Origin of the sequence: Limnospira fusiformis SAG 85.79, from assembly GCF_012516315.1 — a bacterium.
GTDB classification, from domain to species: domain Bacteria; phylum Cyanobacteriota; class Cyanobacteriia; order Cyanobacteriales; family Microcoleaceae; genus Limnospira; species Limnospira fusiformis.
The window spans coordinates 2,596,509-2,615,304 of record NZ_CP051185.1 but is presented as its reverse complement, the minus strand read 5'-3'; the positions used below and the strand labels follow the sequence as shown (position 1 = coordinate 2,615,304).

General features: G+C 45.2%; 21 protein-coding genes and 3 pseudogenes. 12 read left to right on the top strand and 12 right to left on the bottom strand.

From position 1 onward, the window contains the following. Positions 1-432: 432 nt before the first annotated feature. Positions 433-660 carry a hypothetical protein gene (locus HFV01_RS12405; protein ID WP_071533597.1) on the bottom strand — a complete coding sequence of 76 codons (228 nt, stop codon included), beginning with the start codon at positions 658-660 and terminating at the stop codon, positions 433-435. A 281-nt stretch (positions 661-941) separates the two neighbouring features. On the opposite strand from HFV01_RS12405, the gene HFV01_RS30540 reads away from it, so the two are divergent. The 6 genes and pseudogenes from HFV01_RS30540 to HFV01_RS12385 all read left to right on the top strand — a co-directional run bounded on the left by HFV01_RS30540 (position 942) and on the right by HFV01_RS12385 (position 3,296). Further along, complete coding sequence (locus HFV01_RS30540; RefSeq protein WP_006669564.1) at positions 942-1,166, top strand: reverse transcriptase N-terminal domain-containing protein; 225 nt, start codon at positions 942-944, stop codon at positions 1,164-1,166. A gap of 21 nt (positions 1,167-1,187) precedes the next feature. Beyond that, a pseudogene (locus HFV01_RS32325) lies at positions 1,188-1,471 on the top strand (hypothetical protein). 179 nt (positions 1,472-1,650) lie between these two features. Continuing rightward, entirely contained in the window at positions 1,651-1,986 is a 336-nt protein-coding gene (locus HFV01_RS32320) for a reverse transcriptase/maturase family protein (RefSeq protein ID WP_006625465.1), read from the top strand. 216 nt (positions 1,987-2,202) lie between these two features. Beyond that, complete coding sequence (locus tag HFV01_RS32315; protein ID WP_006625463.1) at positions 2,203-2,367, top strand: group II intron maturase-specific domain-containing protein; 165 nt, start codon at positions 2,203-2,205, stop codon at positions 2,365-2,367. A 287-nt stretch (positions 2,368-2,654) separates the two neighbouring features. Beyond that, complete coding sequence (locus HFV01_RS32310; RefSeq protein ID WP_498366158.1) at positions 2,655-2,957, top strand: HNH endonuclease; 303 nt, start codon at positions 2,655-2,657, stop codon at positions 2,955-2,957. A gap of 57 nt (positions 2,958-3,014) precedes the next feature. Further along, complete coding sequence (locus HFV01_RS12385) at positions 3,015-3,296, top strand: DUF3493 domain-containing protein (protein ID WP_006625462.1); 282 nt, start codon at positions 3,015-3,017, stop codon at positions 3,294-3,296. A gap of 353 nt (positions 3,297-3,649) precedes the next feature. Here HFV01_RS12385 and HFV01_RS12380 read toward each other — a convergent pair whose 3' ends face one another. Then, on the bottom strand, positions 3,650-5,353 hold the full coding sequence (locus tag HFV01_RS12380; protein WP_193521141.1) for a DUF1565 domain-containing protein: 1,704 nt from the start codon (positions 5,351-5,353) through the stop codon (positions 3,650-3,652). 1,256 nt (positions 5,354-6,609) lie between these two features. Between HFV01_RS12380 and HFV01_RS12375 the strand changes: the two genes are divergently transcribed. Together HFV01_RS12375 and HFV01_RS12370 are read left to right on the top strand one after the other, a co-directional pair. Next, positions 6,610-7,476, top strand: a complete 867-nt coding sequence (locus HFV01_RS12375; RefSeq protein ID WP_193521140.1) for a calcium-binding protein — start codon at positions 6,610-6,612, stop codon at positions 7,474-7,476. A 404-nt stretch (positions 7,477-7,880) separates the two neighbouring features. Then, positions 7,881-8,204, top strand: coding sequence for a calcium-binding protein (locus HFV01_RS12370; protein WP_006625456.1), 324 nt, complete (start codon positions 7,881-7,883; stop codon positions 8,202-8,204). 24 nt (positions 8,205-8,228) lie between these two features. Here the strand turns inward: HFV01_RS12370 and yidD are convergent, their stop codons facing one another. Genes yidD through HFV01_RS12345 form a run of 5 tightly spaced genes read right to left on the bottom strand, consistent with a single transcriptional unit; the run spans position 8,229 to position 11,713 of the window. Then, positions 8,229-8,459 (bottom strand): membrane protein insertion efficiency factor YidD, encoded by a 231-nt coding sequence (gene yidD, locus HFV01_RS12365; protein WP_006625455.1) that lies wholly within the window; start codon positions 8,457-8,459, stop codon positions 8,229-8,231. Position 8,460: 1 nt separating this feature from the next. Next, on the bottom strand, positions 8,461-9,357 hold the full coding sequence (truB, locus tag HFV01_RS12360; protein ID WP_006669558.1) for a tRNA pseudouridine(55) synthase TruB: 897 nt from the start codon (positions 9,355-9,357) through the stop codon (positions 8,461-8,463). Between the two features lie 5 nt (positions 9,358-9,362). Continuing rightward, a complete protein-coding gene (locus tag HFV01_RS12355; RefSeq protein WP_006669557.1) occupies positions 9,363-10,274 on the bottom strand; it encodes a calcium-binding protein in 912 nt (303 codons plus the stop codon). 33 nt (positions 10,275-10,307) lie between these two features. After that, positions 10,308-11,288, bottom strand: a complete 981-nt coding sequence (locus HFV01_RS12350; protein WP_193521139.1) for an ABC transporter ATP-binding protein — start codon at positions 11,286-11,288, stop codon at positions 10,308-10,310. Further along, positions 11,285-11,713, bottom strand: coding sequence for a CoA-binding protein (locus tag HFV01_RS12345; protein ID WP_006625450.1), 429 nt, complete (start codon positions 11,711-11,713; stop codon positions 11,285-11,287). The genes HFV01_RS12350 and HFV01_RS12345 overlap by 4 nt, the downstream gene beginning before the upstream one ends. A gap of 112 nt (positions 11,714-11,825) precedes the next feature. Here HFV01_RS12345 and HFV01_RS12340 point away from each other — a divergent pair, with 112 nt between their 5' ends. From HFV01_RS12340 to gshB, 4 genes are all read left to right on the top strand, one after another. Continuing rightward, positions 11,826-12,740, top strand: a complete 915-nt coding sequence (locus tag HFV01_RS12340; protein ID WP_193521138.1) for a lysophospholipid acyltransferase family protein — start codon at positions 11,826-11,828, stop codon at positions 12,738-12,740. Positions 12,741-13,135: 395 nt separating this feature from the next. Then, complete coding sequence (locus HFV01_RS12335) at positions 13,136-13,324, top strand: hypothetical protein (RefSeq protein WP_006625446.1); 189 nt, start codon at positions 13,136-13,138, stop codon at positions 13,322-13,324. A 104-nt stretch (positions 13,325-13,428) separates the two neighbouring features. After that, positions 13,429-13,689, top strand: a complete 261-nt coding sequence (gene grxC, locus HFV01_RS12330) for a glutaredoxin 3 (RefSeq protein WP_006625445.1) — start codon at positions 13,429-13,431, stop codon at positions 13,687-13,689. A gap of 61 nt (positions 13,690-13,750) precedes the next feature. After that, complete coding sequence (gshB, locus tag HFV01_RS12325; RefSeq protein ID WP_006625444.1) at positions 13,751-14,734, top strand: glutathione synthase; 984 nt, start codon at positions 13,751-13,753, stop codon at positions 14,732-14,734. A gap of 27 nt (positions 14,735-14,761) precedes the next feature. Here gshB and HFV01_RS12320 read toward each other — a convergent pair whose 3' ends face one another. The 5 genes and pseudogenes from HFV01_RS12320 to HFV01_RS12300 form a co-directional block, all read right to left on the bottom strand. Further along, positions 14,762-15,499, bottom strand: a complete 738-nt coding sequence (locus tag HFV01_RS12320; protein WP_233497629.1) for a class I SAM-dependent methyltransferase — start codon at positions 15,497-15,499, stop codon at positions 14,762-14,764. Further along, the gene (locus HFV01_RS12315; RefSeq protein ID WP_006625442.1) at positions 15,499-16,608 is read right to left on the bottom strand and encodes a hypothetical protein; all 1,110 of its coding nucleotides are present in this window, start codon (positions 16,606-16,608) and stop codon (positions 15,499-15,501) included. Before HFV01_RS12315 ends, HFV01_RS12320 begins: the two co-directional genes overlap by 1 nt. Before the next feature lie 153 nt (positions 16,609-16,761). Further along, positions 16,762-17,289, bottom strand: a complete 528-nt coding sequence (gene ilvN, locus HFV01_RS12310) for an acetolactate synthase small subunit (RefSeq protein ID WP_006625441.1) — start codon at positions 17,287-17,289, stop codon at positions 16,762-16,764. A 321-nt stretch (positions 17,290-17,610) separates the two neighbouring features. Beyond that, positions 17,611-18,007, bottom strand: a pseudogene (locus tag HFV01_RS12305) (zinc ribbon domain-containing protein); the annotation flags it as partial. 347 nt (positions 18,008-18,354) lie between these two features. Continuing rightward, a pseudogene (locus HFV01_RS12300) lies at positions 18,355-18,747 on the bottom strand (zinc ribbon domain-containing protein); the annotation flags it as partial. Positions 18,748-18,796: the final 49 nt, after the last annotated feature.

Below are 18,796 nucleotides of genomic sequence, written 5' to 3'. Positions count from 1 at the left end.
GTTCTATTTTCACCCACAGAAGCCATATTCTTTGTTAGAGAGCAGTGAGGTATTGGGGCAACCTAATGGAAGGTTGGTGACACTAGCCTTTTGACAACGGTCAGTTCGCGTGCCACGACTACACATCTGATTTTCCGGTTATTTTAGTTTGAGCACAAAGTCGCCCTGAAGTGCAAGGTTTTAAACCCATTTCTCTGATAATGAGGCAACTGTTAAATTAAATAAGTAGTGCGAGACGTTTAGGAGTTAAATAAGGCTGCAATGCCTGAATTAACCTCCTAGTGGGACTTCCACCCCTTGGTGGAATATAAGGAACGCACTTCCTGACCATCCCCATAACTGTTTATATGTCCCAACAATTTGTATCATACGATACCAAATCCCGGCAGGGAACCCAAGGTCAACACAATCTGTAACAAACCGTAACAATTCCTAACATAACAGAAACGTTACGGAACAGAGATGAGGGTAACGGCGATAGCCACCCCCAGTTTTAGAAGTCATGACTCTAGGATTGAAGCGGGGAACGGAAGGCTCCAAGATACAACCTAGTATCGGAATCGAGTCCACTGCCAACCATCCATGATTAAGGAAACTGAATGTCCGGCGTGAACCACCGTAATTAATTAGTAGCGAAATAGGTTGATACGCTGCGCTCAAAAGAGCAAGGGGAAAAGTAGGAGGCTCCTACCACTACCTACAAAGACCTTTAAAGTACCCCGGTTCTGAGGACAAATCTAAAGATGGAAAGCCCATATAAACGGAACGTTTTAAGTCCTCCTGGACTCTGAGAGTATGGTCGATACCTCAGTAGTGATAAGTGTAAGCGCAAGTCCTAGAGGATGTGAGATGCGACCAGAAGCTAATGCCCTACTGTAACGGTCGGGATATGCCAACAGGTCACGGTTTGATTGCAAGAATAGAGTCAAGTAGGTGTATAAATGACGCAAGCGAGTTTAAAGAAAGGATTTGAGAAATCAAAGCCAATCAAGACTACGAATAACGTATGGAAAACTATCCCATGGCCTAAAGTTCAACGGAAAGTGTTTAAGCTCCAAAAGAGGATATTTCAAGCAGCTAAATCGGGACAGGACGCAAAAGCGAGAAGGTGGCAACGTCTATTGGTGAAGTCATATTACGCCCGGCTCTTAGCAGTGCGACTGTAGGGGCGGGTTCCACGGTCAGCCATGCTTCCCAACAGTCAGCTTAATGAACCCGCCCCTCTCAAGATAGTCAAGGAAAGAGGACGGCTGGAGTAGATGGAGTGATAGCAATATCCCCCAAACAAAGGTTAGACCTAACCGAGAAAATTCAAGGGAATCTCAAAGCAAAACCCTACATGGTCCGTTACCAGAAAGTTTTTCGTTTCTATGCCAAGTCTCTCAATGTAACGCACCCTACACGGGTTTGGATACCAAAACCTGGAAGGGATGAAAAAAGCTGGAATAGGAATACTCACAATCCAAGATAGAGCTAGGCAAGCCTTGGTTAAATCGGCACTTGAGCCTGAATGGGAATCAAGATTCGAAAGTACGAGCTATGGGTTCCGTCCAGGACGGTCTGCCCAAGATGCAATAGCGCGTATTTACCTAAGTATAAAACACGGAAGTTACTACGTTCTGGATGCGGATATAGCAAAATGCTCTTACCGTGAAGCATGATTACCTACTGTCAAAAATTCATTGTCCAAGTAGCCTAAAAAGAGACCTGAGAAAATGGCTCAAAGCGGGTGTACTAGATAACGGTGTATTTGAAGATACAGAAACCGGGACACCTCAAGGAGGGGTAATAAGTCCAATACTCGCCAACATCGCACTGGATGATATGGAAAGGCTAGTCAAAGAAATTTATCCTAATAAAGGGACGACTATTCAGGTCAACCTAATACGATATGTCGATGATTTTGTGGTCATCTCAAAAGACCTAGGAATCATCGAACAGTGCCAAACTGCTATTTCTGAATGGCTAAAACCTGTAGGATTATAAATTAAACCCGAAAAGACTCGTATCTGCCATACGCTCAATCACATTGAGTACAATGGAAAGATAGAGGAACCAGGGTTCGACTTTCTCGGTTTCAATATCAGGCAATACCCAACAGGAAAATATAAATCTGGAAAAACAGGAGGGGCAGCGAGCCGATTAATCGGACATCAAACCCACATTAAACCCAGTAAGAAAGCAGTTAAAGCCCACACAGAAGTGATTAAGGGTGTAATCAAACAATATAAAACCGCACCTCAATCATCCCTGATCAACAAACTAAACCCAATTATTCGGGGATGGTCAAATTACTACTCATGGGTAGTTTCAACTAAAACCTTCAATAAGCTAGACCAGACAGTCTGGCAAATGTTACGGGCATGAACAGGCTCAAGATGCGGAAAGGCAAGTTACGAAAAGCTCAGTAAATGTTTCAGACCGGGAACGGTCAAACTCAGTAACGGGAAAGAAAGGCATGAATCTTGGTTATTCAAAACCGAGGATGGATACCTACTATGGAAACATAACTGGACTCCAATTGTCCGACACACCCTAATACGCCCTGACGCAACACTTTATGACGGAAATTGGATTTACTGGGGAACCAAAAAAGGACAAGCAACCGACACGCCAAATAGGGTAGCAAAACTACTCAAAATGCCAAAAGGCAGGTGTGCCTGGCGTGGGTTATACTTTACCCCATCAGATTAGTAGAAGTAGACCACATTGTACCTCAAAGCCTCGGCGGAAAGGACGTATACAAGAATCTTCAGCTATTACACCGCCACTGTCATCATGATCAAACGGCGCTAGACAACGCCAATGCTGCATCCTTAACAATGGAGCAATCTGCGCGTGCGTCACATCATGAAGTTTTTCGTGTCTATGCCAATTATCGGGATGTGGAAGCACCACTAGAGCCCTATGATGGGAAACTATCACCTACGGTTTTGAATGGGAGGGGGAAATGGTGACATCTCTCTCGACCCCTAATCCTAGAATACAGACATCAACTCAAAACTATATTAAATATGCCTAAGTCAAAAAGCGATCGCATTAATCCCAGAAATCTCGACCCAGAACTTTATGAGCGTCTGAAAGCAGAGTCCAAAGCACCCTATCGAGGACTGCGACAGTTTATATATGTATCCTTCGCCGCCTCTGGATTAATTGGGGCGGTAGTATTTTTGGCTCAACTCCTGTCAGGAAGGGATGTAGCGACCGCCTTACCCAACTTTGCGCTTCAGGTGGGGGTCGTAGCCTTAATGGTGTGGCTGTTTCGCCTGGAGCAGCGATCGCCCAAATCCAAGTAACAAAACTTCATGTCCCTAGACAAAAATACATATTGCGCAAACAACCGACAAAAAAATAAAGAAAATATTACGAAATTTGAAATTTGGTTATGATATCTGTAATAATAATAACATAAGCTCAATTGGGGTCAGCCCAAATAAAGGCCCTAAATATAAATACCCGTTTTCCTTCAATTGGGGTCAGCCATAGCAGGAACCAAGGACTAAAGCAGGTATTACCCCATAGTTGGGCTGCTGAGGCACTTGTTAACTCCTGTTTCTGATAAAGACCCTAAACATATTAAATCGATCGCCAGCTATCCAATTGGGTAGCTGGCTATTTTAAGGGGATAATTTAGGTTGAGGGCGAAAAGCTAGGGGGTGCTAATTAAATAGGGAGAGTTGATCGCCTGAACCTTCCCGGTGTTGACTAAAGCCTGATAGACAAATGCTGCTACATCGGCGCGGGTGGCCACACGATTGGGATTGAGTTGGCTTTGGTTAGGATAGTTAACCACCAAATTTCCGGTTGTGGCTCCCGCAACAGAGGGAAGCGCCCAAGCCGGGATCTCGCCTGCATCTTGATAGATGGAGAGGACATCGAGATTGTCCGACTGGTAGCCAAGTCCTTGAGCCAAACCCACAATGCTTTGAATGCGGGTAATGGGGTCATTGGGTCGAAACTGACCGTCAGGAAATCCGGAAATAAACCCACCTTGATAGGCGGATTGAATGGCTTGATAACCCCAGAAGGTGCTGGGAACATCAGGGAATTGAGATCCTGATTGTTGGGCGGCGGGGGTAAAAGCATTTTTGACGATCGCCGCAAACTGTACCCTGGTGACTGGCTCATCAGGACGGAAAGAACCATCATCAAATCCTGACATAATCCCCAGGCTAACTAATGCTTCCATATAGGACTGCGCCCAATGTCCTTGTAGGTCAGAAATAGTGCCAACTTCCAGACCCAAGTTAGGGGGGGTCACAGCCGCCAGCACATATTCAACGGCTCCATAAATGCGGCTTTCGTCGATTTGATTACCTACTGCAGAGATACTGTTACCTCGGGTGGCATTATATACATCGTAGCGCTGGTTATTGCGGATCAGGTTTTGACCCGGATCCCCTGCTGTTCCTAGGTTGGGTTGTGCAGTAGCGATCGCCACAATACCATCACGCTGATTATTTTCGATCAAGTTATTGCGTAAAATCGGTTTAGCCGTATGGGAAATCATCACCCCGTCCCGGTTGTCCACAATCTGGTTTTCCACAATTTTCGGGGCGGAATCATCATTAATCGAAATACCAAAACCAGTATTTTGAAAGAGATTTCCCCTAATTAGTCCACCACCAGAACGAGCGACGGAAATACCATTACCATCATTTTGGGCAAAAATATTGTTAGTAATCGTGGCGTTACCTTCAGCACTGATAAAAACCCCATCCCGTTTGCTATTGACAAAGGTTGAGTTACTGATGGTCGGGTTAGACGATTCAACCCATATCCCAGTCCCTCTGGTGTTGGGGTTGGTAATGGTGACTCCCAAAATTTGAGGGTCTCCCAAGGTTCTGATAGTCGCATTTTGACGAGCCAGACTGGGACTGACAAAATTACCCCCACCAATAATCAGCACATTCCGACCATTATTAGACTGATCACCCAGTAGGATAACCCCTGGTTGGATGTTAATCGGAAATGCCTCCCCCGTGTCTGGGCTATAGGTTCCGGGAGCCAACTTAATAGTCGTGCCGGCGGTAGCCCTGGACATAGCATAAGTGATGGTACGGAAAGGAGCTGCTTGAGAACCGGTTACCGTGTCGTTGTCGGTTCCGGTGGAGGGGTTAACGTAGATGATTTGGGCTTGTACTAGGTATTCTGGGGAGTTTTGGGAGGTTGGTAATTCATTGGCGATCGCTTTAGGAGTTATGGCTAAATCGGCGATCGCGCCTAAGATTAAGGGGGTAGCTAGTAAACTCATACCCCGCCGCCAAGACCATAGCCGGAACCCAAAAGCCTTTTGGCTCCATGTATGATAGCTGTCGGCCGCCTTGTTAGTGAGAAAATACTTATCTTTCATGTAATCGACTTAATATTGGGGTTTATATGCAACCATACCCAGGTAACTGGAATCGGAAAACCGATATAAAGTTCCATATACCTAGGCAGTGGGGACAAGATTTTGAACATCTCTGAGAATTTTAGCTGATGCCGACAACAACTGAACCAAATCGGGAACTTTTATTTTCACTTCTTCAAAGCCGCTATCCCCCAACTGATAGGGGATTTAACCATTTTCTGGAGATTGATTGAGGCGATCGACTTCTTTGCGAAAAATTTTTTGGAACCTTCTGGCAACCCCGTCCGTCATTTTTGTAGATGTCAGCGCTCTACTTGGCCTGTTACTGCCAGTGCGATCCGAAACAAGCCCCAGGGCATAACTAACTTGCTTGCCTTGCTTAAACGGAGACAGTTGGCCATTCCCAGCACCCAAGCAATTACAAACCTCAAAAATGTAGTGTTTGTAACTGCTCGTGTATCGGGTGTTTAGAGGAGTTTCTTGTTAAAATTGGTTCAGCTATTGCCAGGGCAACGATTATCTGTTAAGCTAGTTGTGATTTTTTGCGATCTCCCTATAATGTTGGAGGAATTCTCTTAAATCATAGTTTGAGCGGTAATATCGGCAACAAACCCCATCTAGTTCTAACAGACTTTTCCCGTCTTTTCCTATCACAAATAGGGAAAGAGATTCCGGGTTTCGCTGGCATGGTTCAGGAATACTAAGTGTCAAAACTGGTTTGCCAAATCATCAAAAAAATGGGTAGAAACCCCGTCCTTCTAGGACCGCTTTACATTTACTTAGCTTTAGAATATAATCAAGTATGCCACTAAGACCTTAATTGTACGGTGAGACTCCCAGTGGTGGGACACCTGTTGAAAAGATGACTTACCGAAATGGTAGTCGGTGCAAATGCACTACAGACCCAGCCCCCACAAGCAAAGACGTTAAGCGAGTGAAAAGCATAAATCTAAAGTAAACTGAAAGCAAAAGCTAACAGTGTAGCGGCCATTGACACCGCCTTGTGGACTGTTGTTGTATTGGTACATAGGTACGGTACGGCCATGTGGTTGTTACGAGCAATGACTAACATTTGTTGGTTATCTCCTCTAAAGAATCCTCGTGGCTTTAGCCCGATGGAGTGTCAACAGCTTTAGCCAAATTACCGTAAAATTACCCTAAATTTATCGGCAAACCTACCGAATATCCAGACTGCTATTGTAGAATCCCAATTGTCGAAAATTATTCATTTGTCCAACATTTCGTGAGGAGCACTTATGTCACAGGTAGTTGACCCCACCGAGTTTCAAGTCATTTTTACAGCTGAGGGAGCCGTTATAGTCGGTAATCCCAACCAATCTGCCCGCATTCGGGGAACCGCAGAGGCTATTCGCATCCAGGGTACCCCTTTCGCAGATACCCTAACCGCTGGTGACAACCCCAACATGGTTATCTACGGCTTCGAGGGTAATGACTCAATAGTTGGCGGCGAAGGCGACAACGAACTATATGGTAACCAAGGAAACGACACCATCTATGGCATAGCAGGTAATAACCTAATCTATGGCGGTCAAGGTGATGACCTAATCTATGGTGGTGATGGTAATAACAGCCTATCCGGTGACAAAGGTAACGATACCCTAGTCGGCGGTACTGGTAATGACATCATACGTGGTGGTGATGGAGAAGATTTAATCTATGGTGGCGGTGGTAATAACCTACTATTTGGGGAAAAAGGCAACGATACCATCATAGGTGGCCCCGGTAATGACACCATATACGGTGGTCAAGGTAATGACTTCATACGCGGTGGCGATGGCAATGACTTCATAGCCGGTGACAAAGGTAACGACACCCTAACAGGTGGTGCTGGTGCTGATACCTTTGCTATCACTGCTAGTGCTAACCTAACCCGCGATGTCATTACCGACTTCAATAGTGCCGAGGGAGACATAATTGCCCTACGCGCTGGTGCCGGATATGACTTAAACTCCTTCCAGACTGTAGCCACTGACGCAGACGCTAGTGGGTTAAGCGGTTTAGTGTACATCCAAAGCACAGGCGTTTTACTATTCAACGGCGAAGAAATAGCCGAGTTCTTGGGTTCTCCAGATATTACAGCTTCCGATTTCGAGCTATTCTAAGGTTAAAATCCTTGGCGTAGGAGTTAAGTCGTATTGCCTCCATTTTTGGAATAGCAGATTGCTCCTCGATTCTCAATAGTAATTTGTTTAACAGTAGGGTTATTACTAACCCTACTTTTTTTTATGGCATTAATCACACAGCCTATGGCCGAAGGTATCAGGCAATCAATAGCAAAACTATTCGACTGTTTTCCGGATGAATGGCTTCTCGCCTAGAGAATAGGAGTAGTTTGATCTAATGCTGAAAATTTCTAAACATGAGATTTAGGACATTACCTGATCAGATATTCTCAAGCCCGAGGCCATCTAGCCGTTAGTACCCTTTTCAGCCTTGTTAACACTATTACACTCAATGGATAGTTTGACCTAAGCCATGAGCCTTTGTAAAAGGAAAGTCCCTAACTATGTCACAGTTTATTGAAACCCCTCAAATTGAAGAATTGCCCGACGGAAGTTTAATCTTTCGAGGGGCTACGGAGCCGCAAAATTTCTTTGCTGGAGGGTCTGGTGATGATATCATTACCGGGGGGGATAGTGATGACACTTTGTATGGTGGCCCTGGCAATGACACTATTGATGGTCGTGGTGGTAATGACCTGATTTTGGGAGAAGAGGGACATGATTCCCTTATCGGTGGTTCTGGTGATGATACTATCTATGGTGGCGAAGGAAACGATACCATCGACGGTCAAGAAAGATCAGGAATAATGGATGATTATTATGTTTGATGTATGGCGGCGGGGGGAAAGTTGTTAATGATCATGATCATCTTTCGGGGGAACAGGATCATAGCCGCCTGGGTGAAGGGGATGACAGCGCAAAATACGAGCGATCGCCATCCATCCACCCCGAAAAATGCCAAAGCGATCTATTGCTTCCATAGCATATTCTGAACAAGTGGGATAAAAGCGACAAGCGGGAGGAAGCACCGGAGAAATCAATGACTTATAACCCTTAATCAAACCAATTAATATCTGTTTCATCTCAACTATCCAACATGACAACTTGGGGAGCTAATACCATAGTATCCTGTTCTTGAATAATGCGTCCAATACCGAGAAACTGACCGGATTGGTCATCTACCCGTAACACGGCATCGACATTTCCCGCGACGGGAACCCGCTGTCCGTGACACCAACGTTTTGCATCTTCGGAACCTAGGGCGATCGCCTGTAAATGAGTCAAAGCCAGAGAGGGGTCAAGGGGTTTAAACTTTTCCCGCTTGACCAGATCTTCCAACTCTTCGATAGTCAAACTATTTGCCAAGCTAAACCCACTGGACTGTAGGCGAACTAAACCCGCGAGAGTCCCCCCAGTGTTCAGACGTTCCCCCAAATCCCTAGCAATAGAACGGATATAAGTTCCCGGACCACAGGCGATCGCCAATTCCACCTCTGGAAACTCCCCAGATCGCCAACTCAAAACATCCAACCCAAACACCTCCACCGTCCGGGTGGGAACTTCCACCACCTCACCCCGTCTGGCTCTCTCATATAAGCGCTTCCCCCCCACATGAATAGCACTATAATAGGGTGGCTTTTGCTCAATTTTACCGATAAATTCAGGCAACAGGGCGGCGATATGTTCCAGTTGCAAATGAGAAGCCGATCGCACCTGTAAAGTTTCCCCCTCCAGGTCATCGGTGGCGGTGGTAATTCCAAAGCGAATCACTCCCCGATAGGCTTTCTCAGAGGACAGAAATTGCAGCAGGCGGGTAGCCCTTCCCAATGCAATAGGTAGCACCCCAGTCGCGGCAGGATCAAGGGTGCCTGCGTGTCCTACCCGCTTTAGGTGTAACATACGCCGAACCCTTGCCACACAGTCATGGGAAGTCCACTCCTGTGGCTTATTCAAATTAAGGAACCCCTGAAAATCGGCCATCAATCTTAAATAGTGATCTGATCAATTGCGGTAAAATCGGCGGAAGTGAGATTATCCACACCAACCACAATAGCCACAAAAGCGCGATTAGGATCGAAACTTTGCCTAAGTCGGATCACGGTGCTATCTTCTAGTTCCCCTTCCAGTCCCACAGAAGTACCGGAGACAAACTCTAGGTTAGTAGATCGCAGACCACCCGTGAGCAAAATTTGATCGTCACTCCGAGTATAATCCATAATGACATCGGCTTCGCGAATGTTGACTCCCCCACTGAGGGAACTCACCACAAAGGAATCGCGACCCTCCCCACCAATGAGAGTATCAGCGCCAGTGTCTCCCGACAGCAGATCATTCCCGTCGCCACCATACAGGATATCATCGTTTTTACCACCGAAGAGGGTATCGTTTCCATCCCCTCCATACAGCCAGTCATTAGCTAAATTGCCAAACAACAGATCATCTCCGGCTTCACCATAGAGGGTATCTGCTTCTTGACCGCCATAGAGGGTATCATTACCATTGCCCCCATAAAGCAAATCCCGGCCTTGGTTGCCAAATAATAGGTCATTTCCGGCTTCTCCCAACAGGGTATCAGAACCGGCCTTACCATAGATGGTATCATTGTTGCTACCCCCCAATAAGGAGTCGGGTCCGTCACCTCCAATAATGCGATCGGCGGCACCAGTCCCCCTCACGGTTTCCCCGGCTGAGTCGGTGACAGTAATTTCATTAACTGAACCATTGCTACTCAGGGTTTCCCCAAAGTCGGAAGTTCCATTTCCCAAATTATCACCGGAATTATTAGTTTCTCCGTTGACGGAACCTTCTGGGGGGATAATCAGATCAGCGGGTAAGGTATCCACACCGAATAGCTCATCTAAAATCCGTGGATCGATTATAACTCCTACAGATGACATAATAACTCCTCAATGTTTTTCAGTTTGTGGGTTTTATTGACTGGAATAAATACCCCGTTCCCTTAATTGTTGCATAAAAAACTCTTCTAGGGAAAGGCGGGATAAATTCATCGATATCAGTTGAGCATTGAGATCCTGTAGATGGGCGATAAATTCCTGGGGGTTGCCTTGCAGATTACCGCGCCAATAGTCTTGTTCGATTTCCAAGTTGGTTACCCATTCCTCCAGTTGTTGAGGATTACCACCTTTGCCACTCACGGAATAGGTTTCAGTGATTCCTAATAATTCATCCAAAGAACCGATGGAAATGAGTGCTCCTCGTGATAAAATGGCAACGCGATCGCATATTTTCTCCACATCTGACAGGACATGACTGTTAAAAAATATGGTTTTTCCTTGCTGTTTGAGTGATAAAATAATCTCTCGGATTTGATAACGACCCATCGGATCCAGACCGGACATTGGTTCATCTAAAAATACTATTTCCGGGTCATTAATTAAGGCTTGAGCCATGCCAATCCGTTGTAGCATTCCCTTAGAATACTGTCGCATCTGTTTTTTGATGGCGGCTGATTTTGCCAGTCCGACTAAATCCAATAATTCGGGAATCCTTTGGCGACTAACTGCTTTCGGGATTTGGAAAAGTTCCGCCGCCAACTCTAAAAATTCCCACCCGGTCAGATAGTCATAAAAATAGGGGTTTTCTGGCAAATAACCTACCCGCTGTTTGACTTGGCGATCGCCAATAGGTTTCCCCAATAAATAAGCTGCGCCAGAAGTGGGACGCACCAAACCTAGTAACACTTTAAATAAAGTCGTTTTCCCGGCTCCATTTTGTCCCAAAAGCCCAAAAGTTTCCCCCTGATATATACTCAGACTACAATTAATCAGGGATTCAATTTTTTGATTCATCCAAAATCCCGTCCGGTAAAATTTACCTAACTTCTCGGTGATCACTACCGCCGGGGGTAAAGATTTCGGTGATTGGGGGGGTATAGTTTCAGCCTGATTCATCGGTTTTTGCTTATATGAAGACGCTCGATCTCAATCTTAATACAAATGTTCATAGCTAGGTTTAACCCGGCATCTAAAGCCTTTTGACTGGCTTCTGGGTGGCTGATTCCCAACTGACCCCAGACGGTTTTCGCGCCAACGGCGATCGCCTCATCAACAATTTCTGGCAGATATTGCGAACCTCGAAAAACATTGACAATATCAATCGTTTCCGGGACCGCCTGCAAATTCGGATAACAAGGTTGACCGTTGACCTCTGTCAATAAAGGATTCACCGGATAGACCCGATAGCCCCGGTTTCGCAAAAATTCAGCCACCATGTAACTAGGGCGCGAGGGTTTGTCGGAATGACCATAAACGGCGATCGTCTGCGACTCCGCCAACACCTGAGCCATTGCGGTATCATCTTGGTTGAGATCAAGCATATTCTGCATATCCTCAGACTTTAGGGCCGATGATAACCCCATCGCGGCGTTTTCCGCATCTGGAAAAGGGAAGATCTTGATTGAATCTAGTTGCTACTGGGAGTCGATAACCTTGAACCGATTTACCGATAATCATACCGAGCATCATACCGAGCATCATACCGAGCATCATACCGATAATAATTATGCCCCACCATCACCACCATACCTAGATGGTTGGTCCTTACATGGACGAGATCCTGAGTTTGTCCGATCGCTAATGCCAGTTTTGGGATGGTTTTACCAGCACTATTTTCGGGTCAAAATGGACGGCTGGCAGCATCTTCGAGACTCAGGGAGAATGTTAATTGTCGGTTCCCATAATGGTGGCTTGGCTGCACCAGATATGCACATGGGTTTATATGGTTGGGCCGATCGCTTTGGCTGCGATCGCCCTCTATATGGTTTAATGCACCCCAAAGTCTGGGAAATGTCCCCCACAGTTGCTACTCAAGCCGTGCGGTGTGGTGCTATTCGCGCCCATCCCCGAATGGCGATCGCCGCCTTACAAGCAGATTATCCCGTTTTGGTTTATCCAGGGGGGCCAGAAGATGTGTTTCGCCCCCACAATATGAGAAATCAGATTTATTTTGCTGGGCGGCGTGGGTTTATTAAATTGGCCTTACGCACCGGGTCTCCTATTGTTCCCCTCATTTCCCATGGAGCCCATGATACCCTCATTGTCCTCGCTGATTGTTATCAACAGGCTAAGATCCTCCATGATTTGGGGATGCCTTGGTTACTCGATATTGACCCGGAAGTGTTCCCCATTTATTTGGGACTCCCCTGGGGGTTAAGTATTGGTCCTTTGCCTAATATCCCTTTACCAGGGGAAATCTATATTCGCATCTGTGAACCTATTGTCTTTCAACGCTATGGTCGAGAGGCGGCGGGCGATCGTGATTATGTCGAGTCCTGTTACCAATTGGTCAAAACTCAGATGCAACACCAACTCGATCGCCTTGTCCTCCAGGTCGAGAAATCCTGAGTTTCCCTCTCTGGATAGTTATGCAAATCTTAAATCTTTATTAATTTGGAAAACTGCGATCGACAAAAATTCGCACCCAAAATTTAATCACAACAGCTATAATCCCCCAATTATCGCCCTTCTTCCCTCAACCCCATCCCTCAATCATCATGATTTACCGTTCGGGATCAAGGTATTCCTAATTAGTCGCTATTGCTACCCGGTTCAAATTCTGGCATAATTAGTCAGTAGCTCAATACAGTTATCCGTTCTTTCATTTTTTTTGCCTGCTACTAACCATCCGTTAAATATCTCCTCTTAATGTCGTGGTAATCTGGCTAAATAGTCAGGAATTACCCGACAAATTTTGGGGTTAATTAGCGCCAAATTTAAACCCAGTAAAAAAACCATTTTAAATGTCTACCAAACAAATCATCCGTTGTCCGAATTGCGGTTCTTACGCCGAACGCTATCGCAGCAATACAGTCATTAAAACCCAGTGTCACACCTGTGACTATTTAATGATTACCTGTTCTGAAACCGGAAAAGTCTTTGAAGCCTACGCCCCTGGCTTATATGCCAGTGTATTGCAAGCCGTCAGCTAATCTATAAACTGATTTATGGCCACCCTGTTCCCAGGGTGGTCTCGTTGACAAAGCCTAATTAACTCAATATATTAAGAAATATTAATCATCTCCCTAAGACATCTATGACTAATTCCATTGAAATCTATACTTGGAGTAGCTGTCCATTTTGTTTACGAGCTAAGGCTCTCCTCAAACGCAAAGGCTGGGAGTTTACCGAATATGTGATTGATGGAGATGAAGAATCTCGCGATCGCATGGCTGCTAAATCCAATGGACGGCGTTCTGTTCCCCAAGTCTTCATCAATGGTCGCCATATTGGTGGCTGTGATGACCTCCACGCCTTAGAAGCCCAAGGTCAGCTTGATTCCCTACTTAGCGCTTAGTTTAACAAAACCCCCAGCAGCAGTCTGGGGGTCGTCCTGATAACTTTTATTAATATCATTAATGAAATTTGCTTTTATTATTGACCCCATCGCTAATCTAAATCCCGCCCACGATAGCACTGTTGCTATCATGGAAGCCGCCCAAGTAATGGGTCATGAAATTTGGATTACTCAAAGCCATCAACTAAGTGTAATTGCTGGGAAAGCCTGGGGAACCCTCACCTCCCTTCATTTGACTCCTATTACTAGGCGAGATCAGACTTGGGTGGTCAACTCCCCCTGGTTTGAGTTGGGCGCTTCCACATTACAGCCCTTAGAAGCCATGGATGCAGTGTTTATGCGGGTTGACCCCCCCGTAACTGTTTCTTACCTATATACCACTTATATTCTCGACTATATCGACCCCACCAAAACTTTAACCGTTAATGCTCCCCAAGGGTTACGCGCTGCTAATGAAAAAATGTATGCCCTCCAGTTTGCTGATGTCATTCCTAAAACTATTGTTAGCCGCAAAAAAAAGGTGATTCGGGAATTTGTCGAACATGAGGGCGCAGCAGTTTTAAAACCTTTGGGTGGTAAGGCGGGTGAGGGTATTTTGTTTCTGGAACCAGACGATCGCAACTTTAATTCCCTCGTGGAAATTAGCACCCGCCAAGGTGTTGAACCTGTCATGATTCAAACCTACTTACCCGCCGCCAAAGATGGCGATAAACGCATTATCTTGTTAAATGGTGAACCTATTGGGGCTGTTAATCGCATTCCTACTGGTAAAGAGTTTCGGGGAAATATGGCCGTCGGCGGTCGCGTCGCTCAAACTAAAATAAGCGATCGAGAGTTGCATATTTGTCGCCGAGTTGCCCCCAAATTAATTGAATCCGGACTATATTTCGTCGGTCTTGATGTCATTGGTGGTTATCTCACAGAAGTTAATGTCACCAGTCCTACTGGGATTAGGGAAATCGATTTACTAGACCATGTAAGTTTGGGTTCTCAGGTGATTCAATGGGTAACCTCTCAAGTTACCCAAATGATTCATAATTCCTGATACATTACCCCGTCGGTTCCCTTTTTCTTAGGGGTTGTGGAGGATAAAAAATTCATATCCATACCATTCGTGATACTCGCGATATATTTCCACCTCCCGTTTTTCCATGTCTAAAATTTTCAACCCCTCCTGATTGTCTTGATAAATTCTATACAGATGATTAATCCTCTCCTCCAAGGGGTTATAGTAATTTAACCAACCCCTCTCTGGTAGCGTGAATTGGTTAATTATTTCATATCCGCAATTAGCAATAATCTCCGATAACTCCCATAGATTTTTCATGGCTGGATAATCAGCTTGCCAAAAATCATAAACCTCCGACGGTGGATTATCCCGTAACCACACTAACTCACTCACCATCATATAACCACCCGATTTGAGATAGGATTTTAATTGCTTTAATCCCGTCTCGAAACCCATAATATAGATGGAACCCTCAGCCCAAATAATATCAAAACTAGATGGCGGAAAATTTAGGGATGACATACTTTGATTTAAACAGGTTATCCTCTCCCCAAAACCTTCGGCGATCGCCTTTTGTTTAAGACTGTCTAAATAAGGTTGATGAATATCGATCGCCGTAATTTCTCCATCCGTTAATCTCGCTAATTCCAGAGTGGACGACCCCGGACCACAACCTATATCTAAAATCTTCCGTTGAGACAAACTTGGTAGCATCCTAAACCCTTGTCTAGTATACTCATCACCCCCCGGACTTTCCCTCAATAAATCCCTATGAATTTCCCAAAAAATCTCATTCATCATTAACTTTTCGCCTGAAAATCTTTAAAAATTGTCTGAAACCCGTACATCAATCTATGTACATTATTAACATCACCCGGAATTATACCACACTCCCATTTTCGCTTCCGACTCGCTAACAACTTCCCCGCTACTTCTGACACACTATTCGACACAAAATAACAATCTCCCGCTACCCGTAACTCCGAGGCTAAAGATAAAAACGCTTGGGCTACTTCTGGCTGTAATTGGGAGGCAGAATATTCACAATTAACCCCCAATAAAATCCGCGACGCGCGAGGTTCCCGCCCGTTATTTCGACAAGCATCCGCCTCCATTTTATATAATACGCAGATATCGCAATCATACAAAACTCGCAGCCGCCCGTGGACTTTCACCCCGATATGTATTTCTAAAGGTGGCTTATTGGCAAATTCAATAAGTCCGTGAGTATAGGGCTGTATTTGCTCATAGATTTTCCCCGGACGTTGACGAAATATTAACCTATCTGTAGCCTGTTTCGTTACATCCTTATAACTGACTTTACCTCCCTCATTTTTTGCCCCTGTCACCAAGATATTAAATATGTAACAATTAAACAGGTTCCTCAGTTGTTGATATCTCCTGAGATTTGGGTTAACGATCGCCTCTAAATTTCCCTTAATTTCCGTCAACAATGATGGCGGATTTTTGGCGGAATTGACCCGCAACTTTCCTAGGGTTTTTCTGACCTGTTCAGCCGCGGCTAATCTTTCTAAAATTTCCGGCTGATAAAACTTGACAAATTCCCCCGTTTGTGCTAGGGTTGAATGCCAGCATATTTCTGATTGGAAATCTGTAGTCAGTCCTTGATTATCTAATAGAGCCGCTATTTCTTGCTCCATTTCCACCCCAGAAATCACAGTGCGATCGATAGCATCAATCAGCATTGATAACTGTTCCTGGGGGCTATAATACGCCAATTTGAGGTCAGGGGATTTTCTCCCCATAACCATTTCCTCAACCGTTTTTCCAGCCGTTAAAATCTCCTCTACCTGTTCAGCGATCCATCCCAATTCTAACTGATTAAGTATTTCGACCAGTTCATCATAAATAGTCCCGCAATTATGTTCGTCCATACTGTTTAAAAACATAACAACCCCACACCTCCACCAGCACTATGGGGGAGGCGACTAATCATATTGTAGCTGATCAATGGCAAAATATGACTTAAAAATCAACTTTTTTTGATCAAAACAGCCCCCAGGACCTGGAAAAGCCACCAGGGGTGAGGGTTTTGGTGGAAGTTAAAACTTAGGTTCAGCGGGTTGACTCTTGAGGAATTCGGTATTAACGCCGGACTCCCGTGTGAGGGCGATTTTACCAGTCCGAGAAATTTCGCGGATGCCAAATTTACTCAATACCTGAACGATCGCCACCATTTTACCAGGGTCTCCGACCACCTCAATAGTCAGGGAGTCATCCCCAATATCAACCACCCGCGCGCGAAAAATCTGAGCCAACTCAATAATCTCGGAACGAATAGCACTGCTAGGGGAGTTAACCTTCAATAACATCAACTCCCGTTCCACACAGGGAACCTCAGTAATATCAAGTACCTTGAGAACATTAATCAGCTTGTAGAGTTGCTTAGTCAACTGCTCAATAATGCGATCGTCCCCAGGGACCACCATCGTAATTCGGGAAACCCCAGATTTTTCAGCAGGTCCAACAGCCAGGCTTTCAATATTAAATCCACGACGAGCAAACAAACCAGCAATGCGCGTCAGAACACCCGCCTCATCTTCAACTAAAACAGAAAGGGTATGTTTCATAATTTTGTCCCCAGGTATGGATGGCCAGTTATATAACTCAAGCCGAACCCTATTCGTATTGCGTAAGTAATTGTATCCGACAACAGATAAATTTAAACCCGAAAAATCTGGCAATAGCCCGAAGTTTCTGAGTATGGCATCATCTGAAGTGAAGTAATCACGCCAGATTATGTGTCACTCATTGAGCCTTTAACAGTTAGGTTAAAAGCGCTATTGTTGAGCCCATTCTGGTGGCTTATTCAACTGCTTACTACAATATAGCTATAGTCAGCTACTTGATGCTTTGGCCAACCACCTTTCGCCATAGCGTAACTGATACATTTACGCGACATTTTTCCGGTTGTTCCCGGACAATGCGACGATAGCACTATTACCCGTTAAGGTAACAGAGGCGGTATCCCGCAAAGCTTTTAGAAAGATTCCAAAAGCACCGTTCCAGTCCCGTGGTAGAGTGAACCCGCACTCAGGACATCGGAACACTTTTGAGCCACCTAGCTGGGAATGGACATGACCACAGTGAGTACAGGTTTTGCTGGTGTATTCTTCGGTCACATCTACAACTGTGGTTCCAGTTATTTCCGCGCTTATGTCTCAGGGTTAGTTTGAATCGATAATGCGCCCATGTCAGCATGGCGCGGGCAGTCTTAGACCTGATTAGACGCTTCACCTGACTGGCCATATTGGAAGTCTCGAAGGTGGGCAAAAAAATCAGGCTGTGTTATGGGATGGCCATGGATGCGATCCAATCAACCAAGGGGTTGAAGTCCTCACCGGGTAGTCCCCACGCCCATTTCAGCTTTATTTCATACCCGAAGGTCTCGCACCATACTTGGTATTATACCGTATTGCCGTAAAATGTTAACCTAATTTGAGATTAAATCATGCTCTTTACCCATATAGATTACCATACAAAAATATTTCTCGAAATATCAGGTTCGGAACCAGTGAATCCCCCGCTAATCACCAACAGCCTAACTAGAAAAGAAAAAAAGCCCGGTTTTATCGAACCGAGCGATCAACATAAATTCAGAATATTTTAAGGATTGACTAATGAAGCTGATACATTTACGCGACATTTTTCCGGTTGTTCCCGGACAATGCGACGATAGCACTATTACCCGTTAAGGTAACAGAGGCGGTATCCCGCAAAGCTTTTAGAAAGATTCCAAAAGCACCGTTCCAGTCCCGTGGTAGAGTGAACCCGCACTCAGGACATCGGAACACTTTTGAGCCACCTAGCTGGGAATGGACATGACCACAGTGAGTACAGGTTTTGCTGGTGTATTCTTCGGTCACATCTACAACTGTTCAGTTATTTCCGCGCTTATGTCTCAGGGTTAGTTTGAATCGATAATGCGCCCATGTCAGCATGGCGCGGGCAGTCTTAGACCTGATTAGACGCTTCACCTGACTGGCCATATTGGAAGTCTCGAAGGTGGGCAAAAAAATCCGGCTGTGTTATGGGATGGTCAGGGATGTGACCCAATCAACCAAGGGGTTGAAGTCC

What these genes read in the sequence shown, in the direction of transcription:
- ilvN (WP_006625441.1), bottom strand. Translation starts at nt 17,289, where the DNA reads ATGAAACATACCCTTTCTGTTTTAGTTGAAGATGAGGCGGGTGTTCTG.
- HFV01_RS12355 (WP_006669557.1), bottom strand. Translation starts at nt 10,274, where the DNA reads ATGTCATCTGTAGGAGTTATAATCGATCCACGGATTTTAGATGAGCTA.
- HFV01_RS12350 (WP_193521139.1), bottom strand. Translation starts at nt 11,288, where the DNA reads ATGAATCAGGCTGAAACTATACCCCCCCAATCACCGAAATCTTTACCC.
- HFV01_RS12370 (WP_006625456.1), top strand. Translation starts at nt 7,881, where the DNA reads ATGTCACAGTTTATTGAAACCCCTCAAATTGAAGAATTGCCCGACGGA.
- HFV01_RS12380 (WP_193521141.1), bottom strand. Translation starts at nt 5,353, where the DNA reads ATGAAAGATAAGTATTTTCTCACTAACAAGGCGGCCGACAGCTATCAT.
- gshB (WP_006625444.1), top strand. Translation starts at nt 13,751, where the DNA reads ATGAAATTTGCTTTTATTATTGACCCCATCGCTAATCTAAATCCCGCC.
- grxC (WP_006625445.1), top strand. Translation starts at nt 13,429, where the DNA reads ATGACTAATTCCATTGAAATCTATACTTGGAGTAGCTGTCCATTTTGT.
- HFV01_RS12345 (WP_006625450.1), bottom strand. Translation starts at nt 11,713, where the DNA reads ATGCTTGATCTCAACCAAGATGATACCGCAATGGCTCAGGTGTTGGCG.
- HFV01_RS12320 (WP_233497629.1), bottom strand. Translation starts at nt 15,499, where the DNA reads ATGATGAATGAGATTTTTTGGGAAATTCATAGGGATTTATTGAGGGAA.
- HFV01_RS12335 (WP_006625446.1), top strand. Translation starts at nt 13,136, where the DNA reads ATGTCTACCAAACAAATCATCCGTTGTCCGAATTGCGGTTCTTACGCC.
- yidD (WP_006625455.1), bottom strand. Translation starts at nt 8,459, where the DNA reads ATGAAACAGATATTAATTGGTTTGATTAAGGGTTATAAGTCATTGATT.
- HFV01_RS30540 (WP_006669564.1), top strand. Translation starts at nt 942, where the DNA reads ATGACGCAAGCGAGTTTAAAGAAAGGATTTGAGAAATCAAAGCCAATC.
- HFV01_RS12375 (WP_193521140.1), top strand. Translation starts at nt 6,610, where the DNA reads ATGTCACAGGTAGTTGACCCCACCGAGTTTCAAGTCATTTTTACAGCT.
- HFV01_RS12315 (WP_006625442.1), bottom strand. Translation starts at nt 16,608, where the DNA reads ATGTTTTTAAACAGTATGGACGAACATAATTGCGGGACTATTTATGAT.
- truB (WP_006669558.1), bottom strand. Translation starts at nt 9,357, where the DNA reads ATGGCCGATTTTCAGGGGTTCCTTAATTTGAATAAGCCACAGGAGTGG.
- HFV01_RS12385 (WP_006625462.1), top strand. Translation starts at nt 3,015, where the DNA reads ATGCCTAAGTCAAAAAGCGATCGCATTAATCCCAGAAATCTCGACCCA.